This is a genomic window from Bordetella genomosp. 13 (assembly GCF_007679965.1).
In the GTDB taxonomy this organism is placed as follows: domain Bacteria; phylum Pseudomonadota; class Gammaproteobacteria; order Burkholderiales; family Burkholderiaceae_B; genus Bordetella.
In genome coordinates this window covers 287,441-303,132 of record NZ_VEHL01000005.1, presented here as the reverse complement: position 1 = coordinate 303,132, position 15,692 = coordinate 287,441, and the positions used below count along the sequence as shown (strand labels likewise).

The 15,692-nt window shown below is 68.8% G+C and carries 15 protein-coding genes; 4 read left to right on the top strand and 11 right to left on the bottom strand.

Annotated elements, in window-relative coordinates; genetic code table 11:
* Positions 1–128: 128 nt before the first annotated feature.
* Together tsaE and FS845_RS14670 are read left to right on the top strand one after the other, a co-directional pair.
* The gene (gene tsaE / locus FS845_RS14675) at positions 129–659 is read left to right on the top strand and encodes a tRNA (adenosine(37)-N6)-threonylcarbamoyltransferase complex ATPase subunit type 1 TsaE (protein ID WP_144636556.1); all 531 of its coding nucleotides are present in this window, start codon (positions 129–131) and stop codon (positions 657–659) included.
* Positions 599–2,011 (top strand): N-acetylmuramoyl-L-alanine amidase, encoded by a 1,413-nt coding sequence (locus tag FS845_RS14670; RefSeq protein ID WP_144636555.1) that lies wholly within the window; start codon positions 599–601, stop codon positions 2,009–2,011. The genes tsaE and FS845_RS14670 overlap by 61 nt, the downstream gene beginning before the upstream one ends.
* A gap of 60 nt (positions 2,012–2,071) precedes the next feature.
* On the opposite strand, the gene FS845_RS14665 is transcribed toward FS845_RS14670, so the two are convergent.
* From FS845_RS14665 to FS845_RS14650, 4 genes are read right to left on the bottom strand one after another with little or no spacing between them, the layout of a single operon-like run.
* A complete protein-coding gene (locus FS845_RS14665; protein ID WP_144636553.1) occupies positions 2,072–3,787 on the bottom strand; it encodes a GMC family oxidoreductase in 1,716 nt (571 codons plus the stop codon).
* A 10-nt stretch (positions 3,788–3,797) separates the two neighbouring features.
* Positions 3,798–4,721 (bottom strand): shikimate dehydrogenase family protein, encoded by a 924-nt coding sequence (locus FS845_RS14660; RefSeq protein ID WP_144636551.1) that lies wholly within the window; start codon positions 4,719–4,721, stop codon positions 3,798–3,800.
* A gap of 7 nt (positions 4,722–4,728) precedes the next feature.
* Entirely contained in the window at positions 4,729–5,718 is a 990-nt protein-coding gene (locus FS845_RS14655; protein ID WP_144636549.1) for a transketolase family protein, read from the bottom strand.
* Between the two features lies 1 nt (position 5,719).
* The gene (locus tag FS845_RS14650; protein WP_144636547.1) at positions 5,720–6,577 is read right to left on the bottom strand and encodes a transketolase; all 858 of its coding nucleotides are present in this window, start codon (positions 6,575–6,577) and stop codon (positions 5,720–5,722) included.
* Between the two features lie 122 nt (positions 6,578–6,699).
* Here FS845_RS14650 and FS845_RS14645 point away from each other — a divergent pair, with 122 nt between their 5' ends.
* Together FS845_RS14645 and FS845_RS14640 are read left to right on the top strand one after the other, a co-directional pair.
* Entirely contained in the window at positions 6,700–7,425 is a 726-nt protein-coding gene (locus FS845_RS14645) for a GntR family transcriptional regulator (RefSeq protein ID WP_144636545.1), read from the top strand.
* 12 nt (positions 7,426–7,437) lie between these two features.
* Positions 7,438–8,508, top strand: a complete 1,071-nt coding sequence (locus tag FS845_RS14640; protein ID WP_144636543.1) for a glycerol dehydrogenase — start codon at positions 7,438–7,440, stop codon at positions 8,506–8,508.
* Positions 8,509–8,586: 78 nt separating this feature from the next.
* Here the strand turns inward: FS845_RS14640 and FS845_RS14635 are convergent, their stop codons facing one another.
* The 7 genes from FS845_RS14635 to FS845_RS14605 form a co-directional block, all read right to left on the bottom strand.
* Positions 8,587–9,522 (bottom strand): 3-keto-5-aminohexanoate cleavage protein, encoded by a 936-nt coding sequence (locus FS845_RS14635; RefSeq protein WP_144636541.1) that lies wholly within the window; start codon positions 9,520–9,522, stop codon positions 8,587–8,589.
* Positions 9,522–10,451, bottom strand: a complete 930-nt coding sequence (locus FS845_RS14630) for a 3-hydroxyacyl-CoA dehydrogenase (protein WP_144636539.1) — start codon at positions 10,449–10,451, stop codon at positions 9,522–9,524. Before FS845_RS14630 ends, FS845_RS14635 begins: the two co-directional genes overlap by 1 nt.
* An 11-nt stretch (positions 10,452–10,462) precedes the next feature.
* Positions 10,463–11,245 carry an SDR family oxidoreductase gene (locus tag FS845_RS14625; RefSeq protein ID WP_144636537.1) on the bottom strand — a complete coding sequence of 261 codons (783 nt, stop codon included), beginning with the start codon at positions 11,243–11,245 and terminating at the stop codon, positions 10,463–10,465.
* Between the two features lie 130 nt (positions 11,246–11,375).
* A complete protein-coding gene (locus tag FS845_RS14620) occupies positions 11,376–12,158 on the bottom strand; it encodes an SDR family oxidoreductase (RefSeq protein WP_144636535.1) in 783 nt (260 codons plus the stop codon).
* 22 nt (positions 12,159–12,180) lie between these two features.
* A complete protein-coding gene (locus tag FS845_RS14615) occupies positions 12,181–13,176 on the bottom strand; it encodes an NAD(P)H-quinone oxidoreductase (RefSeq protein WP_144636533.1) in 996 nt (331 codons plus the stop codon).
* A 27-nt stretch (positions 13,177–13,203) separates the two neighbouring features.
* Complete coding sequence (locus FS845_RS14610) at positions 13,204–13,908, bottom strand: ABC transporter ATP-binding protein (protein ID WP_144636531.1); 705 nt, start codon at positions 13,906–13,908, stop codon at positions 13,204–13,206.
* On the bottom strand, positions 13,901–15,682 hold the full coding sequence (locus tag FS845_RS14605) for an ABC transporter permease subunit (protein WP_144636529.1): 1,782 nt from the start codon (positions 15,680–15,682) through the stop codon (positions 13,901–13,903). The genes FS845_RS14610 and FS845_RS14605 overlap by 8 nt, the downstream gene beginning before the upstream one ends.
* Positions 15,683–15,692 lie beyond the last annotated feature (10 nt).

Here is a 15,692-nt window from a genome sequence, read left to right as displayed (position 1 = left end):
CGTTGCGGCGATCCCGGCCCTGCCGGGAAAAATAAACGAGAATCGATATCAATGGAAGCGTAGCAGAAAGCGCGCTTCCTATAATCGCGGGCACTCTCCCGGTTTTACCACCGCGCCCGGATTCCGCCATGACACAGCCCCCGCCCGCTCCGCACCCGCTGCACCTGCCCGACGAGGGCGCCACCGAGGCCCTGGCCCAGCGGCTGGCCCCCCTGCTGGATGGCCGCGCCGGCACGCCGGCCGGGGGACGCATCCACCTGCAAGGCGACCTGGGCGCGGGCAAGACGGCCTTCACCCGGGCGCTGTTGCGCGCATGCGGCGTCCAGGGGCGGATCAAGAGTCCGAGCTATGCACTGCTTGAATCTTATAAAATTTCTAGCTTATACTTCTATCACTTTGATTTTTATAGATTTAGCGATCCGCGCGAATGGCTGGACGCCGGGTTCAGGGATTTATTGAGGGACGATGCGGTCGTCCTCGTCGAATGGCCCGAGCGTGCCGGGGACCTGTTACCGCCCCCGGATTTGCTGATCGCCCTGGAGTACGCCGACCAGGGGCGTGATGCTGCCCTGACCGCTTACACCGCTCGAGGACAAACATGGTTGAACGCGATCATCTCCCCGCCCTCGACGCAGGCTCCGCCAAGCGGCGGCGCCTGATCAGTGTCGCCGCCACGCTGTTGGTGCTGCCCGTGCTGCCCAGGCTGGCCAGCGCGGCCACCATCCTGGCGGTGCGTACCTGGCCGGCCGAGGAATACACCCGGGTCACGCTGGAGCTGGACCACGAACTGAAGGCCGAGCATTTCACGCTCGAGAATCCCCATCGCCTGGTGGTGGACATCGAAGGCCTCACTGTCAGTGCCGCGCTCAACGACCTGGTGCGCAAGGTCCGCCCCGACGATCCGTACATCAGCGGGCTGCGCGTGGCGCAGAACCGTCCCAACGTCGTGCGCATCGTGTTCGACCTGAAGCAGGGCGTGGCGCCGCAGGTGTTCACGCTCAAGCCCGTGGCCGATTACCAGTACCGCCTGGTGCTCGACCTCTATCCCAAGATCGCGCAGGACCCGCTGGTCGCCATCCTGAACAAGCAGGGCGGCCCCGACGTGGACGATCCGCTGGCGCGCGTGCTGGACGAGATCGCGCGCAACGGCTCGGCGCAGGGTGCCGGCAGCGCCGACGGCGGCGTGCCGCTGGCCAAGGGCCAGGAACCCTCGCCGGTGCTGCCCGCGCCCGCGCCGCGACCTCCGGTCGCCTCCATTCCCTCGCCCGCCTCGCCGCCGCGCGCCAGTGCCGGCCGCAAGCGCATGCTGACCGTCGCGCTGGATCCCGGCCATGGCGGCGAAGATCCGGGCGCCATCGGCGGCTCGGGCCTGCGCGAGAAAGACGTGGTGCTGCGCATCGCGCGGCGCCTGAAGACGCTGATCGACGCGCAGCCCTACATGCGCGCCTACCTGACGCGCGACGACGACTACTTCGTGCCGCTGCACGTGCGCGTGCAGAAGGCGCGCCGCGTGCGCGCCGACCTGTTCGTGTCGATCCATGCCGACGCCTTCATCAAGCCCACCGCCAGCGGCACCTCGGTATTCGCGCTGTCCGAGCGCGGCGCCAGCAGCACGCAGGCGCGCTGGCTGGCCAACAAGGAAAACGCGGCCGACCTGATCGGCGGCGTCAACCTCGGCTCGCACGACCGCCAGGTGCAGAAGGTGCTGCTCGACCTCTCGACCACCGCGCAGATCAACGACTCGCTGAAGGTCGGCACCGCGCTGCTGGACGAGCTGCGCAAGATCAACCGCCTGCACAAGAACGAAGTCGAACAGGCCGGCTTCGCGGTGCTGAAGGCGCCGGACATCCCGTCTGTGCTGGTCGAGACCGCCTTCATCAGCAATCCGCGCGAAGAGCAGTTGTTGCGGTCGGAAGCGCACCAGGAGAAGCTGGCGCAAGCCATCATGACGGGCATCGGACGATATTTCACGGCCAACCCGCCGCTGGCGCGGGTGGGGGATGTGACGTAGTCCGCCTGGCATCCGGCCCGCGAAAAGGCCTGAGCCCTCCACCGGAGGCTCAGGCTTTTTTCATGGCTGGCGCGCATCCTCCAGAATCATCCGCGCGCCCTTCTCCGCCACCATCATCACCGCGCCCTGCGTGTTGCCCGACACCATCGACGGCATCACCGAGGCGTCCACCACGCGCAGTCCCGCGATGCCGCGGACGCGCAGGCGCGGATCGGTCACGGCATCGGCGTCCGACCCCATGCGGCACGTGCCGACGGGATGGTAGATGGTCTGGCCGTTGGCGCGCGCGAAGTCCAGCCATTCGTCGTCGCTATGCACGTTGTCGCCGGGGCTCATCTCGTGCGCCACGTACTGCCGCAGGGCCGGCTGGGACACGATGCGGCGCGCCAGCTTCATGCCCTCGACCAGGCTGCGCCGGTCTTCCTCCGCCGCCAGGAAATTGGGACGTATGGAGGGTCCGGAAAACGGATCGGGCGACTTGATGTGAATGCTGCCGATGGACTCGGGCCGCAACTGCGCCACGCCGATGGTCATGCCGGGCTCGCGGTCCAGGATGCGCTCGGCCGCGTTGGCGTAGCTGGCATGCACGAAGAAGTACTGCACGTCGGGCGTGGCCAGGTCGTCGCGCGTGCGCACGAAGCCGTGCACCAGGCCCGTGCCCAGCGTCAGGATGCCGCGGCGCATCGCGTAATAGCTGGCCACCTGCCGCGCCAGCCGCATGCCGCGCGACATCTCGTTCAGGGTCACGGTGTTGCGCACGCGCCAGTTCATGCGCGTGGCGTAATGGTCGATGTAGTGCTCGCCCACGCCGTGGCGCGCCAGCACGACGCCGATGCCGTGGCGGCGCAGCAGCTCGGGATTGCCCACGCCCGACAGCTCCAGCAGTTGCGGCGTCTGCACCGCGCCCAGGCACAGCAGCGTCTCGCGGCCGGCGCGTGCCTGCAGCGTCCTGCCATGCTGGCGGTATTCCACGCCCACGCAGCGCGTGCCCTCGAACAGCAGCCGCGTGACGTGCGCGCCGCATTCGACGGACAGGTTCGGCCGCTTCAGGGCGGGTTTCAGATAGCCGTCGACCACGCTCCAGCGCTGCCCGCGATGCTGCAGCACCTGGTAGTAGCCGAAGCCCTCCTGGCTGGCGCCGTTGTAGTCGGGGTTCAGCGGCTGGCCGTCCTGTTGCGCGGCCTGCAGGAAGGCGTCGGACAGGGGGAAGCGTTCGGCGACCTGCTCCAGGTGCATGGGCCCTTCGTGGCCGCGCAGGGCGCCGACCGGCGCGTCGGCGCGTTGCGATGCATCCCGCAACGAGGCGACGCCCGACGAGGCGTAGCGCGGCGATGCATCGCCCTGCGCAGCGTTGCCCCGTGACGCGCCGCCCGGCGCGTAATTCTCGATCTGCCGGAACACGTCCATCACCTCGCCCGCGCCCCAGCCGGTCGCCCCCGCGCGCGCCCAGGCGTCGTAGTCGCCAGGCTGGCCGCGCACGTAGATCATGCCGTTGATCAGGGTCGAGCCGCCCAGCCCCTTGCCACGCGGCACCGAGATCACGCGGCCGCGCGTGTTGTCCTCGGGCTCGGTGGCGAAGCGCCAGTTGAAGCGCGGATCGGTCAGCAGCTTGCTGAAGCCCGCCGGAATCGAGATCCAGCGGCTGGACGCGTTCTCGCCCGCCTCCAGCACCAGGACGCGATGGCGGCCGTCCGCGGTCAGGCGGTTGGCCAGGATGCAGCCGGCCGTGCCCCCGCCGACGATGATGTAGTCGAACCTGCTGGCTTGCTGGTCCATGTTCGCTCCGTTACGCAGCCGGATCGCTGGTGGATGCCGCGCGGGCCGGCACGGCGGCGGCCGATGCCGCGACGGCCGATGCCGCGGCGGCCGATGCCGCGCCGGCAGCCGGACCGTCGCCGGCGCCGCCATTCCCCGACCCCTCGACACCCAGGAAGCGCGCCATCAGTTCGATCTGGCAGGCCAGCATCGGCGCGCCCGGCTGCACCTTGCAGCCGCGCGCTCGGGCCTCGGCCATCAACGGCGTCTCGGCAGGCTGCATGATGACCTCGCACACCCATTGCGTCGGGTCCAGGCGCTCGACATCCACCGGCAGCGCATCGCCCGGCCTCATGCCCAGCGGCGTGGCGTTCACCACCACGTCGAAACCGGACGGGTCGCGCGTGCCGATGCGCACGTCGGCCTGCGGATACAGCGACAGCACGCGCGCCTTCAGGTCGTCGGCGCGCGACGCGGTGCGGTTGTAGACGGTCAGGCTGGCGACGCCCGCCTGCACCAGCGAGAAGGCGATGGCGTTGGCCGCGCCGCCCGCGCCCGCCATATAGGCGCGCTTGCCCCGCAGGTCCAGGCCCGCCTGGACCAGGCCCGTGACGAAGCCTTCGCCGTCGAGCATGTGCGCCACCAGGCGGCCCGAGGCCTCGCGGCGGATGACGTTGGCCGCGCCGATCTCCCGCGCCACCGGCGTGACCTCGTCGCACAGGTCCAGGATGGCGCTCTTGTGCGGCATGGTGACGATGCTGCCCGCCAGGTTCTCCATGCCGCGCATGGCCTGCAGCGCGGCCGCCAGGTTCTGTGGCCGCACGTGCAGCGGCACCAGCACGCCGTCGTAGCCCAGGCGCGCCAGGTGCTCGTTCATGCGCTGCGGCGTCTTCACGTGTTCGATGGGATCGGCCAGGATGGCCATCACCTTGGTATAGCCCGTGATCTCTTTCATGGAAGCCTCAGGAGGATTGCTTCAATTGGCGCAGCGCGACGGCACGGATGCCCTCGCCGTCCAGCTGGTAATGCCTGTACAGCGTGGTGGGCGGCGCGATCAGGCTGTATTCGTCGTGGATGCCGTGGCGGTGCAGGCGCGTGCCCGTGCCGGCATCGGCCAGCACCTCGGCCACGGCCGAGCCCAGGCCGCCCAGCACGTTGTGCTCTTCCACTGTCATCAGCAGGCGGGACCGCCCCGCCGCGGCGAGCACGGCCTCGCGGTCCAGCGGCTTGATGGTCGGCATGTCGATCACGCCCACCGAATAGCCCTCCTCGTTCAGCGCGGCCGCGGCTTCCAGCGCGGCGTGCAGCGTGATGCCGCAGGCCATGAGGTTCAGGTCGCTGCCCTGCGAGTGCACGATGGCGCGGCCGAACACGAAGGGCGTGTCGTCGGCGTACACCTGCGGATCGCGGCCGCGGCCGATGCGGAAATAGATGGGCTCGGGCCAGTCGGCCGAGGCCTTGATGGCGGCGGTCAGCTGCGGGCCGTCGGCCGGCGACACCACGGTCAACCCGGCGATGGCGCGCATGGTCGAGATGTCTTCGGTGGCATGGTGCGAGGTGCCGTAGAAGCCCAGGCTGATGCCGGTGTGATGGCCGATCAGGCGCACCGGCAGCCTGGTATACGCCACGTCCATGCGGATCTGCTCGCAGCACAACAGGCCCAGGAACGAGGCGAACGTGGCCACGAAGGGCATGTGGCCGCACGTGGCCAGCCCGGCGGCCGCCGACACCATGTTCTGTTCGGAGATGCCGAACTGCACGTAGCGATCCGGATAGGCCTGCGCATAGCGGTTCAGCCCGTTGGAGTACTGCAGGTCGGCCGAGCCCGCCACCACGGGATGACCGGCCTCGGTCAGCGCGATCAGGCCCTTGGACAGGTAGTCCAGGCCCGGGTTGATGGCGTTCAGCGCGCGGTACTGCCACGAATCGGTCGAAAGAAGGGTGTGGGTCATTTCAGATTTCCCGCGACATGATTTCTGCGATGGCGACCTCGGCATCGGCCGGCGCCAGGTAGCCCAGATGCCAGCCCGGCTCGGTCTCCATGAACGAGACGCCCTTGCCCTTCAGCGTGCGCGCGATGACGCAGGCCGGCCGCTGGCGCGCATCGTCGGCGCGCAGGCGGCGCAGCAGCGCGGTCAGTTCGCGCAGGTCGTGGCCGTCGACCTCGTGGACTTCCCAGCCGAAGGCGCGCCACTTGTCGCCCAGCGACTCCACGCCCATCACGTCGTCGACCTTGCCGTCCAGCTGATAACCGTTGCGGTCGACGATGGCCACCAGGCGATTGAGCCTGTTGTGCGCGGCGAACAGCGCGGCCTCCCACACCTGGCCTTCCTGCATCTCGCCGTCGCCCAGCATGACGAAGGTGTGATAGTCGAGCCTGTTCAGGCGCCCGCCCACCGCCATGCCCACGCCGTTGGACAGCGCGTGCCCGATGGAACCCGAGCTGAAGTCCACGCCGGGCACCTTGCTCATGTCGGGGTGGTCGCCCAGCGGGCTGCCCAGGCGGGTGTAGCCGTCCAGCAGTTCGCGGTCGATGAAGCCCAGGTCGGCCAGGATGGGGAACAGGCCCACCGCCGCATGGCCCTTGCCCATGAGGAAACGGTCGCGGCCGGCCCAGGCGGGTTCGCCGTGCCGAAGGCGCATCACGTCGTAGTACAGCGCGGCGAAGATTTCCGCGCACGAAAACACCGAGCTGTAGTGGCCCACCTTGGCGATCTCGATAAGCCGGATCGTCTCCAGGCGGACGAAGCGGGCGCGGTCCCGTAGCCTCTCGATCTCCTCCGGGGTGGGATATGCCGGTACATGCGTCATGGCGCTGTTCCTTGTGGTTGAAGATATATCATATATAATATACCCAACAAATCGGAATTGGAGCGCGCCGAGCTAGAATCGTTACCCCCGCCGCACCTTTTCCTTCCCCGCCCGCCGCCCCCATGACCACTCTGAAGCCCGTTAAGAAAGAGAACCTGTCCGTCAAGGTCTACAACGAGCTGCGCAATGCCCTGATCGATGGGCAATACGAGCCCGGCGAGCGCCTCATCATCGGCGAACTGGCCACCGAACTGGGCGTGTCCATCACACCCGTGCGCGAGGCCATTTTCCGCCTCATCAGCGAACAGGGTCTGGAAATGCAGGCCGCCACGGCGGTGTACGTGCCTTTCGTCAACTCGGAAAGGCTGTGGGAGATCTACCAGATCCGCCTGCAGCTCGAGGGCCTGGGCGCGGCCGAGGCCGCCAAGAAGATCACGCCCCGCCAGCTCGACAACCTGGTGGCGCTGCAGCGCGACTTCCTGGCCAACACGGCCAGCGATCCCAAGCGCGCCAGCTACCTGAACCGCAGGTTCCATTTCTCCATCCTGGAAGCCGCGCGCATGCCCACGCTGCGCAACACGGTGGAGTCGTTCTGGGTCATCACCGGCCCCCTGCTGAAGGTCTTCCACGTGAAGACCGCGGGCCTGGACTATTCCGAAGACCGCCACCGCCACGAAGCGGTGATCGACGCCCTGCGCGCGCGCGACCCGCAGGCGGCCTCGCAGGCCCTGCAGGACGACCTGCGCTGGGGCGGCAAGATGATGATCGATTGGCTGATCGAACGCGAAAAAGAACAGGCCGACGGCGAGGCCGGATCCGAGCCCCCCGCGCGTCCGGCCCGCAAATGAGGAGACTGCACGATGTTGAAGGCGTTTGGCGCGCCCAGCCGGTATTACCAGGGACCGGGCGCGATCGATGAGCTCGGCCGCTGGGCCGCGGTGTTCGGCCGCAAGGCGGCGCTGGTCATAGACGGTTATGTGCACGGCGTGCTGGGTGAGCGGCTGGCCGCGCTGTGCAAGGCGCATGGCGTGGCGCTGCATGCGCTGGTGCTGCAGGACGACCTGACGCCCGACGTGGTGGCGCGCCTGCGCGGCCAGGCCGATGCGCTGGGCGCGGACCTGGTCATCGCGGTGGGCGGCGGCAAGTCGCTGGACGCGGGCAAGGCCGTGGCCAGGCACCTGCATCGGCACCTGATCACCGTGCCCACGGTGGCGTCCAACGACGCGCCCACCAGCAAGAACTACGTGCTGTACGACGAGCACCACAACCTGCTGGCGGTGGAGCACATGCTGTTCAACCCCACATTGGTGCTGGTGGATACCGCGCTGGTGGCCACGGCTCCGCCGCTGTTCTTCCGCGCCGGGCTGGGCGACGCCATCTCGAAGAAATTCGAGGCCGCGCAATGCGCCGCGAACGGCGGCCTCAACATGTATGATGCCGCGCCCACCGGCACGGCGCAGCTGATCGCGGACGGCTGCGCGGCGGTGCTGCTGGCGGACGGCGAAGCCGCGCTGGCCGCGGCCGGCACGGGCCGCACCAGCCCGGCCTTCGAGCGCGCCGTCGAGGCCATGATCCTGATGAGCGGCCTGGGCTTCGAAAGCGGCGGCCTGTCCATCGCGCACGCGCTGACGCGCGGCCTGTCGAAGATATCGGGCGTGGGCAAAGCCTTGCATGGCATGCAGGTGGCGTTGGGACTGCTGGTTCAGCTGGACCTGGAGGCGCGGGGCGACGGCGTCCGCGACACGCTGCTGGCCTGGTATGGCCGCGTGGGCCTGCCGCGCACGCTGCGCGAACTCGGCGCCACGCGCATCGACGACGCCGAGATCACGCTATGTGCTGACCTGACCCTGAAGGCGCGCCATGCCGCCAACTTCCCGCGCAGGCTCGGCGTCGATGAACTGGCCGGCGCGCTGCGGCGCCACGCGGGATAGCCCGGACGGGGCCTGGCCTGGCGCGGCCCGGCCTGGCGAGGCCCGATCTTCCCCACGGATCCCTGTGGCGGCCAGCCGCTAGAAATTGACCTTGTCGCCGCCCTTCAGCCCCAGCTTCTCGCGGGCCTCGTCGGGGGTCGCCACCTCCAGGCTCAGCGCCTCGATCACGGTGCGGATCTTCTCGACCTGCTGGCGGTTGGACGCGGCCAACTGGCCCGGGCCGATCCACAGCGAATCCTCCAGCCCCACGCGCACGTTCGACCCCATGGCCGCGCCGATCGTGGCCAGCGGGATCTGGTTGCGGCCCGCGCCCAGGATCGACCACTCGTAGTCGTGGCCGAACAGGCGATCAGCCGTGCGGCGCATGTGCATCAGGTCTTCGGGATGCGGGCCGATGCCGCCCATCAGGCCGAACACCGACTGGATGAAGGGCGGCGACTTGACCAGGCCGCGATCCACGAAGTGCTTCAGGTTGTACAGGTGGCTGATGTCGTAGCACTCGAACTCGAAGCGCGTGCCGTTGGCGTTGCCCAGGTTCAGGATGGTCTCGATGTCCTGGTAGGTGTTGCGGAACACCAGCGAACGGCTGTTCTCCAGGTGGGCGCGCTCCCAGTCGTGCTGGAACTCCTTGAAGCGGTCCAGCATGGGATACAGGCCGAAGTTCATCGACCCCATGTTCAGCGAGCACACCTCGGGCGCGAAAGTGGTGGCGGGCTTCATGCGCTCTTCCACCGTCATGTGCGGACTGCCGCCGGTGGTGATGTTGATCACCGCGTCGGTCTCGGCCTTGATGCGCTTCAGGAAGGGCTCGAAGAACGCCGGGTCCTGCGTGGGCTTGCCGGTGACCGGGTCGCGCGCATGCAGGTGCAGCACCGCCGCGCCGGCCTGCGCCGCGCCGATGGCGGCGTCGGCGATCTCGTCGGCCGTCACCGGCAGGTGCGGCGACATGCTGGGGGTGTGGATGGCGCCCGTCACGGCGCAGGTGATGATGACCTTGTTCTTGGCCTTGGCCATTAGTCTCTCCGCTCTCGTTTATGCCGCAACAACCGCATCAGCGCGTCGTCGCGCCAGAATCGCCGCGCCGGCAATTCCGACGCGTCCAGTTGCTGGCGCCGCTGCCGTTGCAGATCGTCGACCAGCTCGCCCTCCCAGGGCACGCAATCCCGCTGCGTGGCGCCGATGGAGGCATACAGGGGGCCGTAGCGCGCGCAGTAATCCGCGATGCCGCCCGGCGCATTCAAGTCTATGGTCTCGAAGGGACCCATGAAGGACCAACGCAGTCCCAGCCCGTCCTTGACCGTCACGTCGATGTCCTCGGCGCTGGCAATGCCGGCCTGCACCAGGCGGAAGGCCTCCTGCAGCAACGCGCCCTGCAGGCGGTTCAGCACGAAGCCCTCGATTTCCTTGCGCACGGTCACGGGCCTCTGTCCGACCGCGCGCATGATCTCGCCCGCGCGTTCGATCGTGGCCGCGTCCGTCCACGGCGCGCCGCTCAGTTCCACCACCGGCACCAGGTACGGCGGATTCACCGGATGCGCCACCAGGCAGCGGCCGCGTCCGGGCAGCGACTCGGTGAAGGCGCTGGTGGGAATGCTGGAAGTGGAACTGCCGATGATGGCCGCCGGCGGGGCCAGCCGGTCCAGCTCGGCGAACAGGGCCAGCTTCACGTCCAGGCGCTCGGGAGAGTTCTCCTGCACGTAGTCTACGCCCGCCAGGGCCTCGGCCAGCGTATCGGCCACGCGCACACGCTCGGCGATCCCCGCCGCGTGCTGCACCAGGCCATGCTGCTCCAGGGCGTGCAATTGCCGACGCACCAGGCGCGGGGCCTCGGCGCGCGCATTCGAATCGGGATCGTGCAGCCGCACCTGCCAGCCTGCACGCGCGAACACGATGGCCCAACCTTGCCCGATCAGGCCGCAGCCGATGATGGCGACGGTGGACATGGCGCCTCCGGTCAGTAGAGTTTCTGCGTGAAGCCGTCGATGACGATGGCCTGGCCCGACACGCTGCGCGCCGCGTCGCTGGCGTTGAACAGCACCATGTTGGCGATGTCGCGCGCCGTGACCATGCGGCCCAGCGCGGCCTGGTTCTCGTAGCGCGCGGCCACGTCCGCCACGGGCTCGCCCAGCGTCTCGGCCTTGGCGGCGATCACCGCGCGGATGCGCGGGCCTTCCACGGCGCCCGGCAGGATGGCGTTGACGCGCACGCCGAACGGACCCAGCTCGATGGCCAGCGTCTTGGTGAAGCCGATCACGGCCCACTTCGACGCGGAGTACGCCGAACGGCCGGCGAAGCCCAGGTGTCCCGCCGCCGACGACAGGTTGATCATCACGCCGGCCGGCGACGCCTTCAGCAGCGGCACCGCCAGGCGGGCGCACAGGAACTGGCCCGTCACGTTGACGGCCAGCGTGCGATCCCAGTCGGCCTTGTCCAGCGTCTCGACCGCACCCGTGGGCCCGGCGATGCCCGCGTTGTTGACCAGCACGTCCAGCCCGCCCAGGCGTTGCCGCACCTGCTCGAACAACGCCGCCACACTGGCCTCGTCCGACACGTCGGCGACCTGGCTGTGGATATCCGGAAACGCCTGCTTCAGGTCCGCCAGGCGGGCCTCGTTCACGTCGCACACGAACACCGAGGCCCCGGCGGCATGGAACACACGCGCCATCTCCAGGCCCAGGCCGTCGGCGCCGGCGGTGATCAGGACCCTGCGGCCCGCGAACTTCACGTCTTCGAACATCTGTCTCGTCTCCTTTGTCGTTCTTTCAGGCTGCCGCGCGCGCTCTGCCCCGGGGGCCGCGGCGATGGCCGCCACACCGGCCGCGCCGCTGGCGCGCCCGACCCCTGCCGCGACGCCAGCCGCCATCCCGTCAGGTCATCAGCCAGCCGCCCGCCACGTCCAGCACCTGCCCCGTCACGAAGCGCGCCTGGTCCGACGCGAAGAACAGGCAGGCGTCGGCCACCTCGTCGGGCGTGCCCAGCCGGCGCAGCGCGGTCACCCGCGCCACGGCGTCGTTGATCTCCTGCGGCACCGACTTCAACAGCGGCGTGCTGATGCGTCCTGGCGCCAGGCCGTTGACGGTGATGTCGAACTCGCCCAGCTCGGCCGCCCAATGCCGCGTCAGGCCCAGCAGGGCCGACTTGGTGGCCGCATAGTGCGCCGCGACGATGTCGCAGTACGCCTTGCCGGCCACCGACGACATGTTGACGATGCGGCCGCCGCGCTGCTTCACCATGTGCGGCGTGCACAGCCGGGCCATGTAGAACGCGCTGTTCAGGTTGACGGCGACCACGCCGTCCCACTCGGCGGGCGGCATCTCCCAGACGCGCAGCGCGCGCCCGTTGGTCTTGGGCGAGATGCCCACGTTGTTGACCAGGATGTCGATGCCGCCCAGCTCGGCGGTAAGTTCGGCATGGGCGCGTTCGCAGGCCGCGTAGGTGGACACGTCGGCCTGCGCGAAATGCGCAATGGCGCCCGCGGCGCCCAGCTCGTCGCGCAGCGCGTGGCCGCGGTCCGCATCGAAGTCCACCAGGCCCAGGCGCGCGCCTTCGCGGGCGAAGCCGTGGGCGATGGCCGAACCGATGCCGCCGGCCGCGCCGGTCAGCAGCACGGTCTTGCCGGACAGGCCGACGTGCCGATCTCCGGCGCTCATGGCCGTGCTCCTGGAAGCGCGCTCATTGCGCCACCTTCAACACGATCTTGCCGATGTGCGAGCTGCTTTCCATCAGCGCGTGCGCCTCGCTGGCGCGTTCCAGCGGGAACTCGGCATGAATGACCGGCAGGCAGCGGCCCTGCGCCAGCAGCGGCCAGACGTGCTGCACCAGCGCCTGCCCCATCCTGCCCTTGTCCTCGTCGGAACGCGGACGCAGCGTCGAGCCCGTGAAGGTCAGCCGCTTGGTCATGATGGGCATGGCATCGATCTTCGCCTTGCTGCCTTCCAGGAAGGCGATCTGCACCAGGCGGCCATCGACGGCCAGGCTGCGCACGTTGCGGTCGATGTACTCGCCGCCCACCATGTCCAGGATGACGTTCACGCCCTTGCCGTCCGTCAGCGTGCGCACCTCGTCGGCGAAGTCGGTTTCCTTGTACAGGATGGCGCGCTCGGCGCCGGCGGCGCGGCAGGCCTCGGCCTTGGCCGCGTTGCCCACCGTGGTCCAGACGCGCGCGCCGAACGCCGCGCCCAGCTGGATCGCCGTCAGGCCGATGCCGCTGGAGCCGCCGTGCACCAGCAGCGTCTCGCCGGCCTTCAGGGCGCCGCGCTCGAACACGTTGGTCCACACGGTGAAGTAGTTCTCGGGCAAGCAGGCGGCCGATCGCAGGTCCATGCCCTGCGGCACCGGCAGGCAATGGCGCTCGTCGGCCAGGCAGAACTGCGCATAACCGCCGCCCGGCGTCAGCGCGCAGACCTGCTCGCCCACGCGGCGATCCTTCACATCGGGACCGACGGCGGCGATGACGCCCGACACTTCCAGGCCCAGGTACGGCGACGCGCCCGGCGGCGGCGGATACGCCCCCGCGCGCTGCAGCACCTCCGGCCGGTTCACGCCGGCATAGGCCACCTGGATCTCGACCTGGCGGCCGGTGGGCGCGACGCGTTCGCGCTGCGCCACTTTCAGGCACTCGGGCCCGCCGCCCTTGCCGTGATCGATGAAACTGAACGTCTGCGACATGCCGATCTACCTCCGGGGCGTCCGGCCTCAATGGCCGAGATAGGCCCGCTTCACGTGGGGATCATTGAGCAGCTCCTGGCCGGTGCCGCTCAACACGATGGAACCATTCTCCAGCACATAGCCGCGATCGGCCAGCCGCAGCGTGCGGAACACGTTCTGCTCGACCAGCAGCACGGTCACGCCTTGCTCGGTGACGCGCCGGATCACGTCGAACATCTGTTGTACCAGCAGCGGCGACAGGCCCAGCGAGGGCTCGTCGAACACCAGCAGGCGCGGGTTGGCCATCATGCCGCGCGCGATGGCCACCATCTGCTGCTCGCCGCCCGACAGCGAGCCCGCGCGCTGCGCCAGCCGCTCGCGCACCCGCGGGAATATCTCCAGCACTTCTTCCATGCGCCGGGCCGCGTCGGCGCGCGCCGCGCCCTTGTACGACCCCATCACCAGGTTGTCGCGCACGGTGAAGCTGGGAAACAGCTGGCGGCCCTCGGGCACCATGGTGATGCCGGCGTCAACGATCTGCCCGGGCGCGCGGTTGGTCAGGTCCTGGCCGTGGAATTCCACCTTGCCCTGCGTGGCGGGGATCACGCCGCAGAGGGTCTTCAGCGTGGTGGTCTTGCCGGCGCCGTTGGCGCCGATCAGCGTGACGATCTCGCCGGGCCGGACCTCGAAATCCAGGTCGTACAGCACCTGGGTCTTGCCGTAACCGGAACTCAGTGCGGAAACCTTAAGCATCCTGGTACTCCTTGCCCAGATAGGCCTCGATGACCTTGGGGTTCTCCACCACCTCCTTCGGATGGCCGCTGACCAGCACGGCGCCCTCGTTGATGACGATGATGCGGTCCGACAGCGCCATGGTGGCCTGCATCATGTGCTCGATCAGCAGGATCGACACGCCCGAATCGCGGATGCGCCGGATCATCTGGATGGCGCGGTCGATGTCGGCGGGATTCAGGCCCGCCATCACCTCGTCCAGCAGCAGGATGCGCGGCCTGGTGGCCAGCGCGCGCGCCACCTCCAGCCGCTTCATGCCGCCCACCGTCAGGTTGCGCGCCTCGGTGTGCAGCGAGCGCGTCAGGTCGGTCTGCTCGGCCACCTGCAAGGCGATCTGCTCGGCTTCGTCGCGGTTGGACGTCTTGATGAAGGCGCCCAGCATGATGTTCTCGAGCACCGTCAGGCCGGTGAACGGGCGCGCGATCTGGAACGTGCGGCCCATGCCCTTGTGCGCCAGTTCGTCGGGCGTCCTGCAGCTGACCCACTGGCCGTCGCGGTCCAGCATGGTCACCGTGCCCTTGTCCTGCGGGATGAAGCCCGAGATCAGGTTGAACACGGTGGTCTTGCCGGCGCCGTTGGGCCCGATCATGCCCAGGATCTCGTTCTGGTAGAGCGTGAGCGAGACGTCGTTGGTGGCGCGCAGGCCGCCGAAGTTCTTGAACAGGTTCTTCGCCTGCAGCACGGGCTTCTGCACATCGATGGCGTGCGTGCCCACGGGCAGGGGCGGCACGGGCGGCCTGGCCTTGCGCGTGCCCAGGTAGGGCAGGCCCGACACCCAGCGCTCGATGGTGGGCCCGAAGGCGCCCGCCAGGCCGCGCGGAATGGTCAGCACCACGATCACCAGGATGGCGCCGTACACCACGCCGTGCATGCCGTTGCCCACGCTGCTGAGCCAGCCGCGCGCCAGCTCGGCGATGGGCAGCACCAGGAAGGTGCCGGCGATCGGGCCCGCCACCGTGCCCAGCCCGCCGATCAGCGCGAACATGGCAAGCTGGATCGACAGCTCCAGCGAGAAGGCCGAGGCAGGATCGACGAAGGTGAGGTACGTGATGTGGAAGGTGCCGACGACGCTGGTCAGCATCGCCGAGGCCACCGCCGCCATGATCTTCATCCTGACGGTATGCACGCCCACCGCGCGGGCGGCCTCCTCGCGTTCGCGGATCGCGATCAGGTAGTGGCCCGCGCGCGACTTGCGGATCAGCCACGACACCCACAGCACCACCAGGAACAGGCCGAACGCGATGATCAGGTAGTTGACCTTGTCGCGGAACACGATCCACTTCCAGCCGATGTTCAGCGGCAGGCTGATGCCGCTGGAGCCGCCCGTCCAGCGCTCTTCGTGGATGACCAAGAGGCGCACCACTTCCAGGATCGCGATGGTGGACAACGCAAAGAACGGGCCTTTCAGGCGCAGCGTCGGATAGCTGATCACCACGGCCACCAGGCCCGAGATGACGGCGCCCGCCAGCATGCCGATCCATGGCGTGATGGCGAAGTTCTGCGTCAGCAGCACGGCGGTGTAGCCGCCGATGCCGTAGAACACGGCATGGCCCAGCGACAGCTGGCCGGCATAGCCGCCCACGATGTTCCAGGCGGTCGACAGCGCCGCGAACACGAACAGCAGCACGAAGAGGTTGAGCCAGAAGGCCGAGCCCATGGCGATGGGCACGCAGAACATCACGGCCAGCAGGATCAGGCTGACGTAGGTCTTGGGATGGCGGAAATCGGGTAGCACGTCGGTCTCC

What these genes read in the sequence shown, in the direction of transcription:
- tsaE (WP_144636556.1), top strand. Translation starts at nt 129, where the DNA reads ATGACACAGCCCCCGCCCGCTCCGCACCCGCTGCACCTGCCCGACGAG.
- FS845_RS14670 (WP_144636555.1), top strand. Translation starts at nt 599, where the DNA reads ATGGTTGAACGCGATCATCTCCCCGCCCTCGACGCAGGCTCCGCCAAG.
- FS845_RS14665 (WP_144636553.1), bottom strand. Translation starts at nt 3,787, where the DNA reads ATGGACCAGCAAGCCAGCAGGTTCGACTACATCATCGTCGGCGGGGGC.
- FS845_RS14660 (WP_144636551.1), bottom strand. Translation starts at nt 4,721, where the DNA reads ATGAAAGAGATCACGGGCTATACCAAGGTGATGGCCATCCTGGCCGAT.
- FS845_RS14655 (WP_144636549.1), bottom strand. Translation starts at nt 5,718, where the DNA reads ATGACCCACACCCTTCTTTCGACCGATTCGTGGCAGTACCGCGCGCTG.
- FS845_RS14650 (WP_144636547.1), bottom strand. Translation starts at nt 6,577, where the DNA reads ATGACGCATGTACCGGCATATCCCACCCCGGAGGAGATCGAGAGGCTA.
- FS845_RS14645 (WP_144636545.1), top strand. Translation starts at nt 6,700, where the DNA reads ATGACCACTCTGAAGCCCGTTAAGAAAGAGAACCTGTCCGTCAAGGTC.
- FS845_RS14640 (WP_144636543.1), top strand. Translation starts at nt 7,438, where the DNA reads ATGTTGAAGGCGTTTGGCGCGCCCAGCCGGTATTACCAGGGACCGGGC.
- FS845_RS14635 (WP_144636541.1), bottom strand. Translation starts at nt 9,522, where the DNA reads ATGGCCAAGGCCAAGAACAAGGTCATCATCACCTGCGCCGTGACGGGC.
- FS845_RS14630 (WP_144636539.1), bottom strand. Translation starts at nt 10,451, where the DNA reads ATGTCCACCGTCGCCATCATCGGCTGCGGCCTGATCGGGCAAGGTTGG.
- FS845_RS14625 (WP_144636537.1), bottom strand. Translation starts at nt 11,245, where the DNA reads ATGTTCGAAGACGTGAAGTTCGCGGGCCGCAGGGTCCTGATCACCGCC.
- FS845_RS14620 (WP_144636535.1), bottom strand. Translation starts at nt 12,158, where the DNA reads ATGAGCGCCGGAGATCGGCACGTCGGCCTGTCCGGCAAGACCGTGCTG.
- FS845_RS14615 (WP_144636533.1), bottom strand. Translation starts at nt 13,176, where the DNA reads ATGTCGCAGACGTTCAGTTTCATCGATCACGGCAAGGGCGGCGGGCCC.
- FS845_RS14610 (WP_144636531.1), bottom strand. Translation starts at nt 13,908, where the DNA reads ATGCTTAAGGTTTCCGCACTGAGTTCCGGTTACGGCAAGACCCAGGTG.